Below are 19,431 nucleotides of genomic sequence, written 5' to 3' on the forward strand. Positions count from 1 at the left end.
CCTCACGCCAGCCCCGTCAAAGTTTCCGGGTCACTCGCGGCAAGCTCATTCTTCTCTTCCACCACCTCTTTCGAAATACCCAGCTCGATATTGATCTTCGACTCTTCCAGGTCAAGAAGAAGTTTGTGCTTTTCGATAAGCTCTATGTTGTAGCCAACATTCTTGCCCATGTTCACCAGTTCATTTCTTTGCAGAGCAATCACTTCCAGCATCGCCATGTGATAAATGTGCATGAGATTCTTTGAATCCTCTGCATCCAGCTGTTCAAGTTTTTTATCGACGACTGTTGAAATGATTTCCGCTTTAACCAAAAGCTTTTTATAGAAAGAACCGTTTAAAGATTGGCTACCATATTTTTTCGTGAGGAAAACAACTGAAACCTTATACAGGCTTTTCCGGATAGCTTCCTCCTGATGTTCTTTTGTAAGTTCAATATCCACTTCCTGTGCATCAAGCTTTTTAATTACGTAGGGTAATGTTAATCCCTGTACCAGCAAAGTAAAAAGTATCACTACAAATGTTATAAACAGCACGAGGTTCCTGTTGGGAAATGGGGTGACTTTATCGCTTAACATCAGTGGTAGCGACAATGCTGCTGCAAGCGACAACACACCTCTCATGCCCGACCAGCTGATTAAGAAAGCAATTTTCCACCCGGGATTTTTCTCTCGAAGTTTTATTTTTTTGCTAAGCATTCTTGGCAAGAAAACAGACGGAAACACCCACGCAATTCTTACCAACACAACGAGAATACTTATTGCGATACCATACAGCAAAGCGTAACCCAATATTTCCCTTTTGCCTAACACTTCAATAATGATCGGGAGTTGTAAACCAATTAAGATGAAAACAAATCCGTTTAATAAAAACCTCACCGTTGCCCACACGCTGTTTGCCTGCATCCGCGAATCGTAAGGCAAAAAATCATGGGACCTCGACGCCAGGTACAAACCACCGGTTACAACAGCCATAACGCCTGAACATTCGAAGTACTCGGCAGCAACGTACATTATGTATGGTGTTACCAGTGTAAGGCAAGTATCAATGTCGGCATTGTCCGGGGCTATGCGATATAAAAAATAGATGATCACTGCAATTGCCAAACCGATGCAAATTCCAAAACCTGTGGAAATAAAAAAATCCAATGCGGCCGTTTGCATTTTGAATTGCCCCGTTAACACAGCTGCCAACGCAAATCTGAATACGATCAAGCCCGCTGCGTCGTTCACCATGCTCTCCCCTTCCAAAACAGTCTGTACTCTTACAGGCACCTTCTTTCCTTTCAACACAGCAACGGCAGACACCGCATCCGTTGGAGAAACAATGCCACCGAGCAAAAAACCCATTGCCAATGGAAAATTTGGAATCATTGCATGGGAGAAATAAGCGACCACAATGGAAGTAAAGAACACGAGCCCAAATGCCAGCAAGCTTATGGTTCTCCGCCGCTTCCAGAAAAAGGACCATGACGTGTTCCACGCTCCGTCGAAAAGTAATGGCGGAAGAAAAATAACAAATATGAATTCAGGATTGATGGCAATATGTGGCACTTTGGGAAATAAACTGATCAGCAACCCGCCTATCACCAAAAATACCGGCACAGACATCCTCAGCTTCTCACTGATAATGCATAAAAAGAAAACAGCAAAAAGCAGGGAAAGTATTAAGAGTAATTGGTGGTGTATGGCGTCCATGCTCTAAGTTAATTTGAAAATTTGAAGATTTGAAAATTTGAAAATTCACCTGGCGCACCTTTCGTTACGAATTGTTGACCCCCTAAAGAACAATATGTATTAATGACAAAAGACCGGCCTAAAGCATTTTCAAATTTTCAAATCTTCAAATTTTCAAATTAAAAAATCCGCGTTCCGTTTGTTATATTTAACAACATAACCATTACAACCACCCCGCTATGGACCAGTTCTTCCATATAAGAATGCTCGTTAGCATGATTGTGAGTTTAAGCATGGCGCATCTTTTGAAAGGCGTTGCAAAAATTATTGAACATCCTAAAAGAAAAGAAATCTACTGGGTGCATTTGTTATGGGTGTTTTACATGTTTATACAAATCATTGATTTCTGGTGGTGGGAGTTTCGTCTTAAAAGGGTAATCGGCTGGAACTTCGGCTCTTATTGTTTCATCATTCTTTACATCGTATTATTCTACATCATTTGCTCCCTTGCCTTTCCTGATGACATGAGCGACTACCAGAGCTACAAGGATTATTTCTACAAACGAAAACATTGGTTCTTTTCATTTCTTGCTGCCATTTTCCTGGTTGATATAGGCGATACGTTGCTCAAAGGAACAGAATATTTCAAAAGCCTCGGCGCTGAATATATTGTCAGAAATGTTGTGCACGTTGTCCTTTTCCTCATCGCGGCCCGGAGCAAAAACGAACGATTTCAAATGATCCTGGTTGTTGTGGCGCTGCTGTATTCTGTAAGTTGGATATTGAGGAAGTATCTATTCTTTGAATAACTGAATAACTGATTAACTGAATAACTGAGTGTTCGAAAGTTGCAGCGCAAAATAGAAATTCAACCATTCAGTTATTCAGTTAATCAGTTATTCAGTCACTCTGTACGCCGCCGGCAGCGAATACTTCTCCTTGTTCGAGTTGTATTCTTTCAAATACTTTTTGTTCTTCTTCATGCCAACACTGGTGAGCAGGCCGCTCAGACAGGTCTTTACCCAATAATTAAAAACAAATTTTTCTCTGTCACGGACAAAAAAGGTTTTGGAATTCTTATTGTTACTCTTTTTGATCAGTGCGCTGGCGAGCATATTCTCAATTCTTATTTTCAGGCCGTGATGACTGAAGTCTTTAGGGTCCAGCAATTCAATTTTAAGTTTGTCGTAGTAAAAATTCATGTCACCAACTGCTGCATATTTATTTCCCACCCATGAAGCAAACAGCGTGTCAGATTTGCCATCATTAACTTTTACACCGCTAAGCGGCATCACGGCCGTTGTTAATCCAGGCAAGCGCAGTGGCGATAACGTAACCATTACACTAAACGCAGAGAGCGAATCACCATAAGCCTCTTTATAATGAAAGCGCCTGATGGTGCCGCCAAAAATATCCGCACTTGCATAAATGGTCAAACTATCATTGCTATTGTTGTAATTGGAAAAATTAGTAATGATCGCATTGATATTGTTAATAGGAATAACCCCTTCCTGATTGGTAACTTTCGATATCTCATGCACTTCTACATGACTGTTTTTCAAACGAATTGTATCGACATCAACCCTGAGCGGAATGTTTCGTATGAGCATTGTTGGCATTGGCTTTTCAACGCCGTGCTTAAATGGCAAACGCTTGTCGCGGGCAGTGGCGAGCAATAAACTATCGAATGTTATATTTCTGATGGCTATTGATGAATCTCCTTTCGTTCTTTTTAAATGTATACCTTCAACACTTAATTCTTTTCCACTCACTGTCAGATAATCCGCCTGCCAGTTGCCTTCTTTAAATGCTGAATCACGGCTAATATTCGGCAGCATGCTAAAATCTCTTACCGTCAATTTATCTGTAGATTCGTTCCAGCTTATTGAGCCAACATTCACAGTGCTTTTCTTGCCCTTGTAAACCATATTTCCGTTGCTAACGGTGGCTCTGTTCAGTATTGTTTGAATGGATTGCTTTTCTGCAGGATGAGAAGAAAAGTGACTATCAGTATAGGAACCAGTCAATTTATTTATTGCCAACGAAACACTATCTCCTTTTTGTGTCTTAACAGAAACATTCTCCCACTTAACCTCCAGTCCACTGTTTACCTGCAATTTATTCTCACTATTCAATTTACCTCTTCCATTGGTTGAGATAAGGGCGGCCAAAGGCAACTGCACATCCAGCAATCCCTTCCTTATTTGCGCATCCTTAACGGTGACAATGGCGAGGCCGTAACTTAATTTTGCATCTCCTTCTTTTGAGGTTTTAAGATCCTTCACATTCATGTCGAGCTTTAGATCCGCAGTCGTTGTATCTGTTATTTTTTCGGCGGTATATTTTAGAGAAGCATTGTTCACAACAAGTTTCGTTGCATCTAAGTTAAACGGCATTTTAAAATCTTTCTTCACCTCGTTGTCAAAATCAGCGCTCCGCGTGTGTATGATCGCCTTTGCATTGTTTACAACAATTTCATTTATGTCTGCTTCTTTTATCCTGCTTGAATGAATTTGTGTTTTAATAATTAACTGCGGAATGGCTACGCTTGTTGAGCGTCCTTCTTTAGAAGTTTTGAATGAAACACCATTCATTTCATTTTGATATTCGCTATTAATGCTAAACTTATCTATCTGCACATTCATGTTGGGATTAGCAAGATGAATGTTGTTAAAATCTGCCGCCATGTTCCCCCACACCAGGTAGTTGTCTTTCGAAGCAATGTCATCCAGGCAAATATTTCTGCCAGTCAGTTTTAAGTCTCCACCGTTCTTAATTTTCTTCTCTACCAAAAGAGTATCCACATCCAAACGCCGGATCGTTATAACCGGTAATTTCTTAGCCGTAGCATTCTTTCCTGCAGCCGTTGTGGTTGACTCATTATCAACCATCAGCTTATTTGCCTTTAAATATTCAAATGAAATGATGTGGCGATTGGCCAGCAGGTCCCAGTCAAAAATTTCCCAGTACAGGCCATGTCCTTTTATCGATGTGTTGTTTTTTAAACGAAGATTAAATGATTTGGCCCAGTTGTGGCGATGCGTTCCTTTAAATCTATATTGCTTCGCATTCAGTTTTATTTTGGGTGAAGACAAATTTATTTCACCAACAGTAAGTTCTGGCAGCGAGCGCTTGATGTCAACTAAAGAATCGCTGTCAAAAAGTTTTTGTAATAAAATGGTTGCGTTCAAATTTTTCAAAGTTGAATGCGTTGAATTGCGCGTAATGTCATAACGCAGTTCACCCTCAATAACCTGGAAAGTATCCACATCTATCATCTCGTGCAAACCATGCAATACCTTGTAGAAATTATCCATACTATTTGGACGGCCAGGGTTCGCTTTTGTTGCAGGCGTTTTATCAAACATCGTAAAATGTGGAGCATACAACTGCGCCTTGGTTCCCTTCAACTTTTCATTCAGCAGATCAGCAAGGCTAATGTTCTCTATGCGCAATGCAGGTGTCTTAAATTTCAGGCCCTTGCTGCTATTATTCTTTTCCGTCGGTGCATAGATTGCATTGTACATAAGCAGCTCATTCTTGTTGAAATAAAAATCATTTATTTCCAGTCGCCGCATACTGTCAGGAGATATAAAAGCAATTTCGCTTAACCGCAACTTAACGCTATCAGTTGTTAACGGCTCTTTCCTGCTCGCTTTGTAGTCAAGATTATAGACCTGGATGTTGGCCTTTCGTGTACCGTACGTTGGGTTTGTATTTCCAATTCCGTTTTGCAGCACCTGGCCATCCACAATACTCAGGTATTTAAAATTCACTCTTTCGAAAAGTCTTTGCAATGCATTGGAAACGGCCCTCGTGGTATCGTGTCCTTTCTTCTGTGAAGTTTCCATGCTCAACACTGGATGAATGCAATTAAGCGTGTCTATTTCAAGCGCATTGTTTTGATAAACGTTTTGTAAATTTTTTGAGTTAAAAAACAATTTGTCAGTTGCTATCTCAATGCCTGCGTGGTCCGGCGTGGCTTTTGTTTTAAGCAAGCACGAATCCAATTCGAAGTATTGATTCTTTCCTGAAAAATGCAATTTTTTAAAAGCTACTTCATGTATCCCGTCCGGCAATTTCCAGTGTTGATCCGTGATGTACATGTCAATATCATCAGACGAAAAAAGATATTTCTTCTCCTTATCTTTTTTAGAAAAATTGCTGACGTAAAAATTGATGTGATCGCTTTGAAACGGAACACCGGTTTTAGAGCTGATGTAAGAAAGAGAGGCGTCTTTAATATTGAAACTTCTTACCTGTAGCGATGCTACCATCTTGTGCAAAACATCTATTATTTGAGATGCATGGAAGCTAATGGGCCTGTCCTCTTTTGTATCCGTCTTATGCGATCTAATATCGATGTGCGGCATAACGACGGCCATGCTATCAATCGCAACCTGTTTATTGAACAATAACTTTCCAACAGATTGAAGCCTAAAATAAACCTCTGGAATACCGGCAGAATAACTCGTTACAACGTTGGTAGTGTCATTGCATACGAGCTGGCAATTCCGGAGCACAATCGTCTTCTTCCAAATAGAAACGTCTATGGAAGATGCGTCAAATGAATACACGCCGTCAGACTCTTTATACACGGCATATTTTGCAATGTCTTTTATTTTGAAAGCAATAAGATAATGCAGAATACCTCCCAGGATAAACAAAAGCGCAAAGGGGATCAGCAGAATGATGGTCCATTTTTTTTGCCTGGAAGAAAGGTTCATGAAAATAAAATTAACATTTATTACAATACGACAAATGGTGATTTTACAGGCAAAAAGCAATTAGAAAAGCCCGTAGTTGTTCACTTACGGGCTTCATCAATTTGAAAGCTGTTCAATGGTGTATTAAATGTCTGGATTCTGTTCGCGTAGTGTCCACCACTGTAAGGTGGAGTTATCATACTTTGATAAAATAATCTTGCTGTTCACTGTGCCATCTCTGTCAGAGGGCGTCAGGTACAAATCAGTCCCCTTCAATTTTATCATGTACACATTGTTTTGTACCGGAATAAAATCGTATTCCTGTGAGATCTGGTCAAGCGTTAAAGGCTGTTGCTCCAACGCTGCGCCGTTGCACGCACTCGCACAAGGTTGAAACGTCTTGTTGGTAAACAAATTTTTCAGCTGGTATGTTTGCCCATCCACATGCTGAAAATCCCATGTTACGCATTTCCATTTTACTGGTGAATACGCAACCAACGGAGTGCCATTGTCGGCATTGGCATCCTTTACACGCAGGTACATTCCTGTCTCTAAATTCTTAATAGCATATGTCCCCTTAATTACCTGTGAGTTACCTGTGCAGGCATACAACAACCCACACACGCAGATCAATACGAATCGGATCATTGGGTTTTAGTTTTTTGAGTACTACAATATATCAAGTCAAGTCAAGTAATCTAATATAGGAAACTTTTCACAAAATCTCCCATTTTCCATCATTATCTTTTGCGTAGGACTGGCCATTGCTCATCTCATGAATTTGCCTGCCCTTCGCGTCTGTATAATTTTTCTTCTCATACACTCTGATCCCGTTATTTTCTCTCGTTAAATAAACGATCAAAGCGTTTAAAGTAGGTGCTACATCATTCAGCCATTGCCCATCATTTTCTCTTACAAATGCCTGACTCATAGGGTGTTCTTTTAAAAGTGAATTAGAAAATCATCTTCTAAAGAAGAACCCTGCACAAATTATGCCCTTATAGCCGAAACCCAGTTCCATAAAGCCGCCCACATTGTTGCCATATCTTGCGCCAATGCCAATGATCTGCAAATCAAAATTGCCGGAACTGGTTTTCTGTTCACTTCCCGCAATAGGCGTAAGCGTTTCATTACCAAATGTGTAGCCTAGACCCAACCCGGAATACAAATGAAATTTCTCTTTTTTAATATAGCGGTAATCTGCTTCGGCAGCGATGGTGTAGAAATTTCTGTGCAGGTCGCCAGCCTTTTCACCGCTGTAGGAATAATTACCCTTTACACTTTGGTAAGCGAAAGTTGCCCCTACCGCAAGCTTCTGCTTTTTCGTAAGAAAAGTTTTGTAGCCAACATGCCAGGCAGCCGAATATTTCACATCCTCAGAATAACTTTCGAGCAGGAAAAGCGCGTTAAAAAATTCCGTCATTGTCGTGGAAGCAGCATCGTCAGCTTCGTTAGTAGTACCAAAGCCGAATCCTAAACTTACCTCATGTTTGGATTGGGCAAGAGAAGTGAGATTTAAGGTTAACAGGGAGGCAAAAACCAATAATGTTTTTTGCATGTTTTTTTTATTAAAATACAAAAAACTAACCAGTAAAGCTATCTTTTTTACCGGCAGGAAAATAACTGAATAACTGAATTGACTGAATAACTGAAGGGTCGATTATCGGAAAACGAGATTGATCTTCGGCATCTCAGTTATTCAGTTATTCAGTTATTCGACTATTACATGTAGAACTGCTCTGAAACTATCTTACCGTCTTTCACGTGATACACACAAAGCTCTGACATTTTCTCCCGGTTACGGCCTTTCATCGTCATATCGAAGTCGAGTACAAATGCAATAGAGTTACCTGAAATAAGCGGATCAGATACCTTTAATTCGTGAGTCGCCTCTACCATTGATTGAAATTTATGTCCCTTCTCAATTATTTTATCCAGTCCCTTTGTTTCTTTATCAAAACCCGCTGATGCCTCAGCTTCAATGCTTACAACATCTTTTGAATAAAGCTCTTTTTGCGCTTTTTCAAATTCGCCTTCGCGGCAATAGTCCACCAATTTTTGGGCAATTTGTTTTGTTGTCATGATAAAAGTTTTTGAATGAACAATGCAAGATTTATGCGGAAAAAATCGTACCAGTAGAGACAAGGCAATGCCTTGTCTCTACCACAAAATGTATTCTTAAAGAAAATTTAAAATAGAAACAATCACTATGAAACAAAGTTTTTTTCATTTTACTTTGTTTTTCAAAGCACTTTTAAATACACAAAAACACCGCAAAATGAACAGCAAAGAATGGATCGCGCATTTCCGCCAAAATGCGACTGAATACAGGGTTGACTGGAGCCTTGAGCCCAACATTACTGAAGAACAGATCAATTCGATTATTTATTCACTGCAAGCCTGGCAACTTGGAGAAACCTCTGATGGCAGCAATTTGCTAAGAGCCGCCACAAAGTATGCTCACTCAATTAACGACCCGGATTATATTGAAGCAGTGAAATTATTTATCAAAGAAGAACAGAAGCATGGCAATAATCTTGGCCTGTATATTGATGCCATTGGAGAAAAAAGAATCCGGCAGGACTGGGGCGATTCTTTGTTTAGAAAAATAAGATCCTTTAACACCAGCATGGAGCTGTGGACACTTACAGTTATTGTAGTGGAAAGCACTGCACAAATATTTTACCAATCGCTGAAAGATGCGACCAACTGTGCTTTACTAAAACAAATCTGCACCGACATACTAATCGACGAAGCTTACCACATCACGTTTCAAATGGAACGCATTTCAACAATTGTTGAAGGTAAAACTGATTTTGGAAAGCAATGGAGAAAATGTTTCTACAAATTATTTTTCTTTTCTACTACGTTAGTCGTTTGGTTTGCACACAAAAAACTTTTCAAAGCGGGTGGCAATTGCTTTAAAAGTTATTGGAAGAAGATGAGTTTGAAGTATGCCAAGACATTGGGTAAACTTGCAGTGGCCGGTAACCAGATGCCAGTGGCCGGTGGGGTCACGCAAATAGTCGTTCTTCGAAGTGAAACTGTAGCCAGTAATCGCCCGTAACAATCAATAACTCTCAACTCTCAACTCTCAACTCTCAACTTTCAACTTTCAACTGTTGCTTGAGCGAATGCGATTCGCCCCTACGGCAGCCTGAACGCCACATAACTATCACCCGATTGCTTGCCCAACTTGCCGCCGCCACAGGCGATGACGATGTATTGTTTGCCATTGATACTGTAGATCGCGGGGGTTGCAAAACCGCATGCCGGCAATTGCGCTTGCCATAATAATTGCCCCGTTCGTTTGTTAAAAGCGCGGATTTTGCTATCACTTGTAGCCGCTATGAAAAGCAAGCCGCCGGCTGTAACTACCGGTCCGCCATAGTTTTCAGTACCGGTAATGATGCCGCGCTCTTTAAACTTTTCGGTTTCACCCAGTGGAATTTTCCAGGCAATTTCTCCGCTGTTAAGATTAATGGCACTTAATGTTCCCCATGGCGGTTTGATCGCGGGCCAACCATCTTTTGTCAAAAACTTATTGTAGCCGGTACCAGAATATGGCAATTGTGTAAAAGAGTCAACAGCTTGTGGCGGAGCGACAAACGTTTTCGATTGATCCTTCTTTATATCCAAAATGAAAGACGCAATAGCGGCACGCTCTTCAGCAGTCAGTTGTGCAAAAGATGGCATCATTCTTCTACCGCCCTGCACTAAAGTAGCGAACTGACCGAAGGTGTATTTGTCCTTTACATTCAACAAAGACGGGTAGTTGCCGCCTCCCTCCCTGTTTGCGCCATGGCACTTCATGCAGTTCTGTGTATACAATCTTTTTCCTGCGTCGATCCATGTTTCATGTGAAGCCTTTGGTTTTACAGCCACCAATTTCAATATCCATGGCATTTCATTCGCATTCACATACAGCAAACCGCTTTGAGGATCATATGCAGGACCGCCCCACTCTGCACCACCATCATATCCGGGAAAAATGATGGTTCCTTTTTTGCCGGGTGGTGTAAAAATATGGCCATTGTCTAATTGAGCGAGCTGCTCTTTTATTGATCTTTGTTCACTCGTATCAATCAGGTCATTCACATCGCTTTCATTGAATTCCTGACGGGCAAAGGGTTTTGGCAGCGAGGGAACTGGCTGTGTTGGATACAATTCTTCTCCCGCTAGTTCTGTTTGTGTATTCACCGGCCTTTCTTCCACCGGAAATAAAGGCTTACCGGTTTCCCTATCGAGCACAAACACAGTTCCTGTTTTTGTAGGCTGCGCAATCGCATCAATGTACTTGCCATCCCTCTTTACAGTTACCAATGCAGGCGGCGTTGGCAAATCTTTATCCCACACATCATGATGAATGTATTGATAATGCCATTTCAATTTTCCTGTTGCAGCGTCCAATGCAAGAATACAGTCTGCATAAAGATTCGCGCCTTTGCGCATACCGCCATAAAAGTCATAGGAAGCAGAACCAGTAGAAGCAAATACAATTCCTCGCTTTTCGTCTAATGTAAAACCACTCCAGCAATTGGCGCCGCCGATGTGCTTCCATGCATTCGGATCATCCCATGTTTCGTAACCGGGCTCACCGGGTTGCGGTATCGTGTGAAATATCCAAACCTGTTTCCCCGTTTTTGTATCGTAAGCTCGTATATGACCAGGAGCGGCATCAGCACCTTCCGACACACGCGAACCCATGATAACAAGATTTTTATAGATCGTGCCCGGAGAAGTATTAGTGATGAAGAGATCCTTTACATCTCTGCCTAGTCCTTCATGCAAATCAATTTTTCCATTGTTGCCAAAAGATGTAACCAGTTTTCCGGTTTTAGCACCAATGGCATGCAAGTAAGAGCCTGCGGTAAAAAAAATCCGTTTGTCGTCGCCCTCTTGCCAAAAGCAAATGCCTCGTGTGTTGTTCAAAACAAAATGCACTGCATCGTTTTTGAAACCTTCTGCCGGATCAAATCGCCACAATTCTTTCCCTGTTGCAGCATTGATGGCAAATAGCTTTTGCTGAGGTGTTGTACCATATAAAACCGTGTCGACAATTATAGGATTGCATTGTATTTGCGAATGGCTAACAGTATCAGCATCGCCGGAATGAAATTCCCAAACCGGCTGCAATTGCGCCACATTGCTTGTATCAATTTGCGTAAGTGATGAATAACGGATACCTTCTGGGCCGCCTCCATAAATGCTCCACTGTGTATATTTCTCCGCACTTTGGCGACAGGAAATTAAAGACCATACAACAATGATAACTGTCAAAAAAACACTGATTGTTCCGCTACTATTTTTATTTATTTTGTGAGGCATTTCAATCGTTTTATCCGTTATCGAAAAATAGAAATAACTTTCCCAATTACCAACCATCGCCATTATGAAAAGAAACATTTTGCTCATTCTTATTGTACAACTGATTATACTTACAACTGTGAAAGCACAAACAACTTTTAACTTATACAAAGACGTTATCCCGGGAAGCAAACCCATTAAAAATGAAGAAGTGTCTGAAACCGAAGGTGGCATATTGCGCATCAGCAAAATAACTGTTCCCACGCTTACCGCCTATATTCCAGAAAAGCAGGATGCAAAGAGAACTGCTGTGGTTATTTGTCCCGGTGGTGGTTATTGGATTGTAGCGGCTGATCATGAAGGCGCGGCTATTGCAAAAGAGTTTAACAAAAAAGGCATTACTGCTTTTGTTTTGAAATACCGTCTTCCAAATGAGAATGCCATGCAGAACAAAGAGATCGGTCCGTTGCAGGATGCACAACAAGCGATTAAAACAGTAAGGGACAGCGCTGCGAAATGGAACATCGATCCGGCACATGTGGGCATAATGGGCTTCTCCGCGGGAGGACATCTCGCATCCACTGCAGGCACTCATTTTATGAAGTCAGTAATTGACAATAAAGAGAATACCAATCTACGTCCCGACTTCATGATTCTTATTTATCCTGTTATCAGCTTCAATGACGCTTACGGACATATTGGTTCAAGGGATCAGTTGCTTGGCAAAAATCCTTTACCCGAAAAAATTAAAGAGTACTCAAACGAATTGCAGATCACTTCAAAAACACCACCAACTTTCCTCGTACATGCAAGCGACGACGATGTTGTTAGTCCGTTAAACAGCACTTTGTTTTATGAATCATTGCTGAAAAACCACATTCCTGCAGAGTTACACCTCTATCAAAACGGTGGCCACGGCTTCGGCCTCCACAGAAAAAACACTTCCGATGAATGGATGGACAGATGTTTTGATTGGATGAAAGTGAACAAGCTGAGGAATTAGAAATTAGGAGTCAGGAATTAGAATTGGCACAGTTCAAATGAAGATACAATACAGAGTTGGAGCACCCTTCTAATTCCTAATTCCTAATTCCTAATTTCTAATTCCTGCATTCCTGTATCAAAACCGCACACCATCCGTCCACTTTTGCACATAGGCACTTCACTTTCTCCTTGCAATTTTCTGAAAAACAAGAGGTTATTAAACTGGCAACATCATTGCTTTTTCATGTGTCAGTTTAACAACACGCTGTTCAAGATAAATTGCAATTCTTGCTGTTGAACTTAAAACGAAACTCATGCTTAGAAACTATTTAACAGTAGCCTGGAGAAATTTAATGAAGAGTAAAGCTTTCTCGATTATCAACATCGCAGGACTTTCTGTAGGAATGGCGGTGGCAATGCTAATTGGAATGTGGATATGGGATGAATTGTCATTCAACAAAAATCACGACAACTATGATCGCATCGTAAAAGTGATGCAGCATCAGACATTCAATGGCGATAAAGGAACACAGTCCTCCGTTCCCTATGTTCTAGGTGAGCAACTAAGAAAAGAATACAGCGGTGACTTCAAGTATATTTCGATGGCCTCATGGATAGGCGAGCATGTCTTGGCAACAGGTGAAAAAAAGCTGACAAAGTCTGGCATTTTCATGGAGCCACAAACACCGGACATGCTATCTCTAAAAATGATCAAAGGTAGTCGCGCGGGTTTAGAAAATACTAATTCAATCATTTTGTCTGCATCCGCTGCAAAAGCTGTTTTCGGCGATGAGGAACCGGTGAACAAAATGATGAAGCTCGATAACAAACTGAATGTAAAAGTTACCGGCGTTTACGAAGACATTCCTTACAATGCAGATTTCAAAGGCCTTTCATTTATTGCACCATGGCAGCTATATATTGATGACCAAAAATGGGATGAGAAAACAACCAACCCGTGGAAGAATAATTCATTTCAACTCTTTGCGCAGGTTTCAGATAACGTAGACATCGAACAGCTTTCAGATAAAATTAAAGACGTTAAACTGCGACAGGTTCATGCCGAAGAAGCGGTGTATAAACCAGAAGTTTTTCTTCACCCAATGAAGAAATGGCACCTATTTTCCGAATGGAAAAATGGCATTTACAGCGGTGGGCAAATTCAATTTGTATGGATGTTCGGCATTATCGGTTTGTTTGTCCTTCTGTTGGCATGCATCAATTTCATGAATCTTAGCACAGCCCGTTCTGAAAAAAGATCAAAAGAAGTGGGCATTCGCAAAGCGATCGGTTCATTGAGAAAACAACTGATCTATCAATTTTATTGCGAGTCTTTATTGATAGTTGCTTTTGCGTTTCTATTGTCTCTTGCGCTAGTTGAAATTTCATTGCCCTATTTCAACATGATGTCCGACAAACAAATTCAGGTACCATTTAGCAATCCAGTTTTTTGGTCGCTCTGCCTTTGCTTTATGTTCATAACAGGCATTGTAGCGGGCAGTTATCCTGCACTCTATCTGTCTTCCTTTAAACCGGTGAAAGTTTTAAAAGGAACTTTCAAAGCAGGGCGTTTGGCGGCACTTCCACGCAAGGCCATGGTTGTGTTACAGTTCACTGTTTCCATCGTTCTTATCATTGGAACGATCACTGTTTTCCGACAAATCAATTTTGCGAGAAACAGGCCCACGGGCTATTCCAGGGAAGGACTGATCGCTGTTTCTATCAACACGCCAGAATTGTATGGACACTATGATGCGCTAAGAAAAGATCTGCTGGAAACCGGTGCCGTAGCAGAAATGAGCCAATCTTCCAATCCTGCAACAGAACTCTGGGCCATCAACAACGGCTTTGAGTGGGAAGGAAAAAGAAATGATGTGCAGGGAAATTTTGGCAATGTTTCCGTGTCACACGAATACGGAAAAACAGTTGGCTGGCAAATAATTGATGGCCGCGATTTTTCGAGAGATTTTTCAACTGACACTTCCGCAATGATCGTTAATGAAGCAGCCGCTGCTTTCATGGGCATGAAAAAACCGGTTGGCCAGATTGTGAAGGCCAGCGGAACGCCTTATAAAATCATCGGTGTGGTGAAAGACATGGTAATGGAATCACCTTACACACCTGTATTTCGTACAATGTTTTTTCTTGATTATGGCTGGGCAAACTATATCAACGTTAAGCTCAATGCTTCGCTTGGACCAAAAGAGGCAATCGCCAAAATCGAACCTGTGTTCCGAAAATACAATCCCAACGCGCCTTTCGATTATAAGTTTGTCGATGATCAGTACGAAAAGAAATTTGTGAACGAACAACGAATCGGCAAACTTGCCAGCAGCTTTACAATACTAGCTATACTTATCAGTTGCCTTGGCCTCTTTGGAATGGCTTCCTTTGTGGCAGAGCAGCGCACCAAAGAAATAGGCATCAGGAAAGTTTTGGGTGCATCTCTATTTACACTGTGGCAATTGCTATCAAAAGATTTCACTTTGCTTGTTGTCATTTCTTTGTTCGTGGCAACGCCTATTGCTTACATGCTAATGAACAGCTGGCTTCAAAATTATCAATACAGGCTTGAAATGTCGTGGTGGATCTTTGCCGCTGCCGGACTAAGCGCCGTGCTTATCACGTTGCTCACAGTGAGTTACCAGGGTCTTAAAACAGGCCTTTCAAATCCTGTAAAAAGTTTACGATCTGAATAAAAACGCTTCAACCCTTATTTAAGATGAGTCAATAAAAGTTTGGTGATTTTTCATCAAACTTTTTTGTTTATTATCTTTCAGCTATCAACAACACACTATGCAACAGATAAGGCAGTACTTCGAAAACTTTACCCCAATGAGTGATGACGACTGGGACGCTTTTTCTTCAAAGCTTTCAAGAAAATCGTTTGCCAAAAAAGAACTACTGCTTAAAGCTGGCCAGATTGAAAATCATCTTTCGTTTATTGAAAAAGGAATTGTCCGCTATTATATTCCAAAAGAAGAAAATGATCTCACGTTTGCTTTCTCATTCCATCACAGTTTTGTGAGTGCATATGATTCTTTTTTAACCGGGCAGCCATCGGTTTATCAAATCGAGGCCATAACAGATACAATTGTGTGGAGCATTACGCACAAAGACTTGCAGAACATTTATCAAACTACTTCTGTTGGCAACCTTATCGGCCGCCACGCAGCAGAAGAAAATTTCCTTAAAAAATCAAAACGTGAATTGTCTTTGTTGAACGACTCCGCAGAAGAATTATATCTGAACCTTTTTACCGAGCAACCGCAACTCATTCAAGAGATACCCTTAAAATACATTGCTTCTTACATTGGCATAACACCACAGGCATTAAGCCGCATACGCAAACGAATTTCTTAACCCAGGTTCATTGCACAGGTGCGATACAATTATGAATTTTGTATAAAAGAAGCACCATGAAACCTTTGATTATTCTTATCGCGACATTCGCTCTATCATTCCTGGCGATACTCCTATTTACTGGCAAATACAATTTTCCGCTGGCAGGTCGCATTGCCATCTGTGTGATGTTGATTTCCACCGGCATAGCTCATTTCGTTTACACAAACGGCATGACGATGATGCTCCCGGAATTTATACCTTTTAGAAAGTCACTGGTGTATCTCACCGGAATTTTGGAAATTGCAGCGGCCGTCGCATTGCTGATTCCATCCTGGCAATTTGCTGCGGCAGTATTTTTGATCGCATTTTTAGTCGTGCTTCTTCCCGCAAATATTTATGCTGCATACAATCACATCAATTACGAAAAGGGAACTTTTGACGGTGATGGATTAAACTATTTATGGTTCAGGGTGCCTCTGCAGGTTTTGTTTATCGTGTGGATTTATTTGAGTGCTATAAGGTTTTAAAAGCAAAGAGAAAAGGAGATTTGCAGGCATCTACGCTATTTTTCTACCCATTCTGAAAATCAAAATAATAATTGCGAGGATTTCGCCTGTCTATATAAAGAAAAATTCTGTTGGCTTCTGATAAATAAAACCTCAGGCTTTCTTCACCCATTGTCACAGGAGGACTATAGAAATTAAAAATCCTGCCATCATACTCCTGTTGCAATCTAATATAAGTCTGCACTGTCTCTTGTGCTTGATAATTTCTTTCGGGAGCAAAAATACCATCTATCATTTGCGCCCGATCAGGCATCTCGTCGCCACCTATCTGCTGCACAAAACTCCTGGTTTTTACTTCACAGTTATCGAGCGTTAACGAAACTTTCTCACCACTTGATTTTAATTCTTGTACTCTTATAAATTCTGCATCATCCACTGCTCCAAACTTACTGTTGCGTATGACATTTTTCGCCAGTATAAAAGCTCCGGCAATCGCAACAGTCAACGATAACACGAACCATAATTCTTTTAATGGAATCGCGGTGCCACGATAGGTGATGAAAAAACCAATTCCTATCATTCCCAAAGTGATGAGTACATTGCCTGCAATTTTGTTCATATGGCTTCTTCAACGATGCTACACTTATAATTACTTATTTCTGCCTTTTTCATTGGGATACAATTTTTGCGGCGCTTCGCTCTGCCAAAACTCCTTCGTATCAATATCCAATGCCGATATTTTTCCTTTGAAAGCTGCGCCCGTGTCCACATCCCAAACATTCGCTGCCTGCAATGGAACGGATATACCGTAGTTTGTTGTAGGTGTATGTCCTATGAAAATCTCTTCATACAAGGCTAAACGCTTTGGATAAAATGGAGATTCCTTAGAAAGATTTTTATCAACTGCAAGGGCCACTTCCAATAAAGTTCTGTCCCACAAAAAATTGCTCTCGTGTCTTTCTTTAGCAGGACCATGCATTGATGCAAAACCCGCATGAATAAATAATCGGTTTTCCTTATCAACGTGATAACCTTTCATTCTGTTGAAAAACGAAAGATGTATTTTCCTTTGACTATCATCGAAGTCGACATAGCTTTCTACGGTTTCCCTTCCACCGTGCAAAAGCCACTCATTATTTGCCTGCGCACCGTTTAACCAATTCTCGCACCACCAATCGTGATTTCCTTTTATGAAAACACATTCATGCTTTTGATCAAGCGCTATCAGGTAATCGATCACCTGCGCAGACTGTGACCATCCGTCTACATAATCACCAAGAAAAATCAATTTATCACCCGTTTGAAGTTCAACCTTCTCTATCAATTCTTGCAGCGCCATTAAAGCCCCGTGAATATCTCCTATTACTAATGTTCTCGCCATATATGAAGTAAATACTTTTTGGCATCTTCTTTTGCAAAATCTTCAACAAGTTTAAAAGAAAAACATATTCAGGGTCGAAAAAAGACGAAAGCAGAATTGCAAACTACTCTTCTTTCCTCTCTGGTCAAATGAAAAATTATTTCTTCAAAAACACATTATCAAGCGCATAGGTATTGCTAGTGGAATAGTGAAGGAGTACTGCAAAGACTGCGACATGGATGAATTGCGAAGTAAGTGCCTCCCAGTTTTCAATCAATGTGGTACCTAATATCAGCATGATCATTACGACACTTCCGGCGATTAATGCGGGACGTGTAAACAGGCCCAGTATGAGCAAAATGCCAATGGCAAACTCCGCCAATGGCAAAGCGTAACTGAATGGCTTTACCATGGCTGCTGAAAGCATTGACTTTTCGAATGAAGTTACCATCCAGTTGCTGAAGCCGTTGAGCTTGGGCAAACGCACCAGACCGTGACCAAACATGCTTGCACCTATGGCGAGTCTTAATAGTAGAAAACTTGTCGTGTTCATTGTTGTATTTGTTTATGACGCAAAGTTTTACAATTTCAAATCTCCGTATTTGTACAATAGCTGGGTTAATTTGTAAATTTGGTGGTATGGAAATCAAAAGCCTTTATCAACCATTTGAAACGTATTATATGGAGACGGATGAATACGTTTCTCAAAAACATAAAAAGACTTTTTTCGAATTGGTGTTTGTGTTGGAAGGAAATGGTAAACAAATGATCAATGACCATTCTCTGCCATACGCTCCGGATAAGCTTTTCCTGATCTTTCCACAAGACAAGCATGGCTTCGAAGTGCAGAGCCACACAAAGTTTCTCTTCATCCGTTTTAACGATAGCTACTTAAAAACACAAAGCAGGAACTGGGTGCAAAAGGTTGAATACATTTTCCACAATCACAATCACATGCCGGGTTGCATTCTTGCAAATATTTCAGATAAGCCATTGATAAGAGCTTTGGCAGAAGCAATCATTCGTGAACAATCAAACAATACACACAACCGTGATGAAGTTATTGCACAATGCATCAACACGATCATCACGATAGCTGCGAGAAATATTACCATTGATGATGTAGCAAATAAAAAATCTGACACGCTGGATGAATCACTTGCTTTACTCAATTACATCCATCAACATATTTATGAACCTGAAAAATTGCGGATCGAAGAAATAGCCCGGACATTCAATTTTTCAAGCAACTATATCAATGAGTATTTCAAGAAACATATCGGCGAAAGCTTGCAGCAATATATTATCAAGTACAAAGTAAAACTGATCAAAACGCGCCTCAAACATTCAAACATGCGATTAAATGAAATTGCCGATGAGTTTGGCTTTACAGATCTGAGCCACATGAATCGCACGTTTAAAAAGTTCACGAACATCAACCCTACCGAATACAGAAAAACCGCGTCTTAATCAAAATTTGAAACCTGCCATTTTCAAATTTTCAAATCTTCAAATTTTCAAATTATTCCCTGTCGGTTTTGTTCTATTTT

17 protein-coding genes are annotated in these 19,431 nt (G+C 40.6%); 7 read left to right on the forward strand and 10 right to left on the reverse strand.

What is annotated here, in order from left to right; genetic code table 11:
• Positions 1–2 precede the first annotated feature (2 nt).
• Positions 3–1,694 (reverse strand): Na+/H+ antiporter, encoded by a 1,692-nt coding sequence (locus KTO63_RS20940; RefSeq protein ID WP_217793906.1) that lies wholly within the window; start codon positions 1,692–1,694, stop codon positions 3–5.
• Positions 1,695–1,912: 218 nt separating this feature from the next.
• Between KTO63_RS20940 and KTO63_RS20945 the strand changes: the two genes are divergently transcribed.
• Positions 1,913–2,482 carry a hypothetical protein gene (locus KTO63_RS20945; protein WP_217793907.1) on the forward strand — a complete coding sequence of 190 codons (570 nt, stop codon included), beginning with the start codon at positions 1,913–1,915 and terminating at the stop codon, positions 2,480–2,482.
• 87 nt (positions 2,483–2,569) lie between these two features.
• On the opposite strand, the gene KTO63_RS20950 is transcribed toward KTO63_RS20945, so the two are convergent.
• The 5 genes from KTO63_RS20950 to KTO63_RS20970 form a co-directional block, all read right to left on the reverse strand.
• Positions 2,570–6,400 carry an AsmA family protein gene (locus tag KTO63_RS20950; RefSeq protein WP_217793908.1) on the reverse strand — a complete coding sequence of 1,277 codons (3,831 nt, stop codon included), beginning with the start codon at positions 6,398–6,400 and terminating at the stop codon, positions 2,570–2,572.
• A 123-nt stretch (positions 6,401–6,523) separates the two neighbouring features.
• Positions 6,524–7,027, reverse strand: a complete 504-nt coding sequence (locus tag KTO63_RS20955; protein ID WP_217793909.1) for an RICIN domain-containing protein — start codon at positions 7,025–7,027, stop codon at positions 6,524–6,526.
• Positions 7,028–7,094: 67 nt separating this feature from the next.
• Positions 7,095–7,310 (reverse strand): hypothetical protein, encoded by a 216-nt coding sequence (locus KTO63_RS20960; protein WP_217793910.1) that lies wholly within the window; start codon positions 7,308–7,310, stop codon positions 7,095–7,097.
• A gap of 30 nt (positions 7,311–7,340) precedes the next feature.
• Positions 7,341–7,937 (reverse strand): outer membrane beta-barrel protein, encoded by a 597-nt coding sequence (locus KTO63_RS20965; RefSeq protein WP_217793911.1) that lies wholly within the window; start codon positions 7,935–7,937, stop codon positions 7,341–7,343.
• 164 nt (positions 7,938–8,101) lie between these two features.
• Positions 8,102–8,461, reverse strand: a complete 360-nt coding sequence (locus tag KTO63_RS20970) for a nuclear transport factor 2 family protein (protein ID WP_217793912.1) — start codon at positions 8,459–8,461, stop codon at positions 8,102–8,104.
• Positions 8,462–8,657: 196 nt separating this feature from the next.
• Here KTO63_RS20970 and KTO63_RS20975 point away from each other — a divergent pair, with 196 nt between their 5' ends.
• Positions 8,658–9,446 (forward strand): ferritin family protein, encoded by a 789-nt coding sequence (locus tag KTO63_RS20975; RefSeq protein WP_217793913.1) that lies wholly within the window; start codon positions 8,658–8,660, stop codon positions 9,444–9,446.
• Positions 9,447–9,526: 80 nt separating this feature from the next.
• Here KTO63_RS20975 and KTO63_RS20980 read toward each other — a convergent pair whose 3' ends face one another.
• A complete protein-coding gene (locus KTO63_RS20980) occupies positions 9,527–11,707 on the reverse strand; it encodes an outer membrane protein assembly factor BamB family protein (RefSeq protein ID WP_217793914.1) in 2,181 nt (726 codons plus the stop codon).
• Positions 11,708–11,771: 64 nt separating this feature from the next.
• On the opposite strand from KTO63_RS20980, the gene KTO63_RS20985 reads away from it, so the two are divergent.
• From KTO63_RS20985 to KTO63_RS21000, 4 genes are all read left to right on the forward strand, one after another.
• A complete protein-coding gene (locus KTO63_RS20985; protein WP_217793915.1) occupies positions 11,772–12,689 on the forward strand; it encodes an alpha/beta hydrolase in 918 nt (305 codons plus the stop codon).
• A 295-nt stretch (positions 12,690–12,984) separates the two neighbouring features.
• The gene (locus KTO63_RS20990; protein ID WP_217793916.1) at positions 12,985–15,369 is read left to right on the forward strand and encodes an ABC transporter permease; all 2,385 of its coding nucleotides are present in this window, start codon (positions 12,985–12,987) and stop codon (positions 15,367–15,369) included.
• A gap of 97 nt (positions 15,370–15,466) precedes the next feature.
• On the forward strand, positions 15,467–16,033 hold the full coding sequence (locus tag KTO63_RS20995; protein ID WP_217793917.1) for a Crp/Fnr family transcriptional regulator: 567 nt from the start codon (positions 15,467–15,469) through the stop codon (positions 16,031–16,033).
• A gap of 56 nt (positions 16,034–16,089) precedes the next feature.
• On the forward strand, positions 16,090–16,542 hold the full coding sequence (locus KTO63_RS21000) for a DoxX family protein (RefSeq protein WP_217793918.1): 453 nt from the start codon (positions 16,090–16,092) through the stop codon (positions 16,540–16,542).
• A gap of 43 nt (positions 16,543–16,585) precedes the next feature.
• Here KTO63_RS21000 and KTO63_RS21005 read toward each other — a convergent pair whose 3' ends face one another.
• The 3 genes from KTO63_RS21005 to KTO63_RS21015 form a co-directional block, all read right to left on the reverse strand.
• A complete protein-coding gene (locus tag KTO63_RS21005; RefSeq protein WP_217793919.1) occupies positions 16,586–17,140 on the reverse strand; it encodes a hypothetical protein in 555 nt (184 codons plus the stop codon).
• Positions 17,141–17,170: 30 nt separating this feature from the next.
• Positions 17,171–17,902, reverse strand: coding sequence for a metallophosphoesterase family protein (locus KTO63_RS21010; RefSeq protein ID WP_217793920.1), 732 nt, complete (start codon positions 17,900–17,902; stop codon positions 17,171–17,173).
• 136 nt (positions 17,903–18,038) lie between these two features.
• Complete coding sequence (locus tag KTO63_RS21015) at positions 18,039–18,434, reverse strand: DoxX family protein (RefSeq protein ID WP_217793921.1); 396 nt, start codon at positions 18,432–18,434, stop codon at positions 18,039–18,041.
• Positions 18,435–18,520: 86 nt separating this feature from the next.
• Here KTO63_RS21015 and KTO63_RS21020 point away from each other — a divergent pair, with 86 nt between their 5' ends.
• Complete coding sequence (locus KTO63_RS21020) at positions 18,521–19,351, forward strand: AraC family transcriptional regulator (protein WP_217793922.1); 831 nt, start codon at positions 18,521–18,523, stop codon at positions 19,349–19,351.
• Positions 19,352–19,431 lie beyond the last annotated feature (80 nt).

Origin of the sequence: Pinibacter aurantiacus, from assembly GCF_019130065.1 — a bacterium.
GTDB lineage: Bacteria > Bacteroidota > Bacteroidia > Chitinophagales > Chitinophagaceae > Pinibacter > Pinibacter aurantiacus.

Coding starts and splice junctions, on each gene's coding strand:
- KTO63_RS20940 (WP_217793906.1), bottom strand. CDS start 1,694: ATGGACGCCATACACCACCAATTACTCTTAATACTTTCCCTGCTTTTT.
- KTO63_RS20945 (WP_217793907.1), top strand. CDS start 1,913: ATGGACCAGTTCTTCCATATAAGAATGCTCGTTAGCATGATTGTGAGT.
- KTO63_RS20950 (WP_217793908.1), bottom strand. CDS start 6,400: ATGAACCTTTCTTCCAGGCAAAAAAAATGGACCATCATTCTGCTGATC.
- KTO63_RS20955 (WP_217793909.1), bottom strand. CDS start 7,027: ATGATCCGATTCGTATTGATCTGCGTGTGTGGGTTGTTGTATGCCTGC.
- KTO63_RS20960 (WP_217793910.1), bottom strand. CDS start 7,310: ATGAGTCAGGCATTTGTAAGAGAAAATGATGGGCAATGGCTGAATGAT.
- KTO63_RS20965 (WP_217793911.1), bottom strand. CDS start 7,937: ATGCAAAAAACATTATTGGTTTTTGCCTCCCTGTTAACCTTAAATCTC.
- KTO63_RS20970 (WP_217793912.1), bottom strand. CDS start 8,461: ATGACAACAAAACAAATTGCCCAAAAATTGGTGGACTATTGCCGCGAA.
- KTO63_RS20975 (WP_217793913.1), top strand. CDS start 8,658: ATGAACAGCAAAGAATGGATCGCGCATTTCCGCCAAAATGCGACTGAA.
- KTO63_RS20980 (WP_217793914.1), bottom strand. CDS start 11,707: ATGCCTCACAAAATAAATAAAAATAGTAGCGGAACAATCAGTGTTTTT.
- KTO63_RS20985 (WP_217793915.1), top strand. CDS start 11,772: ATGAAAAGAAACATTTTGCTCATTCTTATTGTACAACTGATTATACTT.
- KTO63_RS20990 (WP_217793916.1), top strand. CDS start 12,985: ATGCTTAGAAACTATTTAACAGTAGCCTGGAGAAATTTAATGAAGAGT.
- KTO63_RS20995 (WP_217793917.1), top strand. CDS start 15,467: ATGCAACAGATAAGGCAGTACTTCGAAAACTTTACCCCAATGAGTGAT.
- KTO63_RS21000 (WP_217793918.1), top strand. CDS start 16,090: ATGAAACCTTTGATTATTCTTATCGCGACATTCGCTCTATCATTCCTG.
- KTO63_RS21005 (WP_217793919.1), bottom strand. CDS start 17,140: ATGAACAAAATTGCAGGCAATGTACTCATCACTTTGGGAATGATAGGA.
- KTO63_RS21010 (WP_217793920.1), bottom strand. CDS start 17,902: ATGGCGAGAACATTAGTAATAGGAGATATTCACGGGGCTTTAATGGCG.
- KTO63_RS21015 (WP_217793921.1), bottom strand. CDS start 18,434: ATGAACACGACAAGTTTTCTACTATTAAGACTCGCCATAGGTGCAAGC.
- KTO63_RS21020 (WP_217793922.1), top strand. CDS start 18,521: ATGGAAATCAAAAGCCTTTATCAACCATTTGAAACGTATTATATGGAG.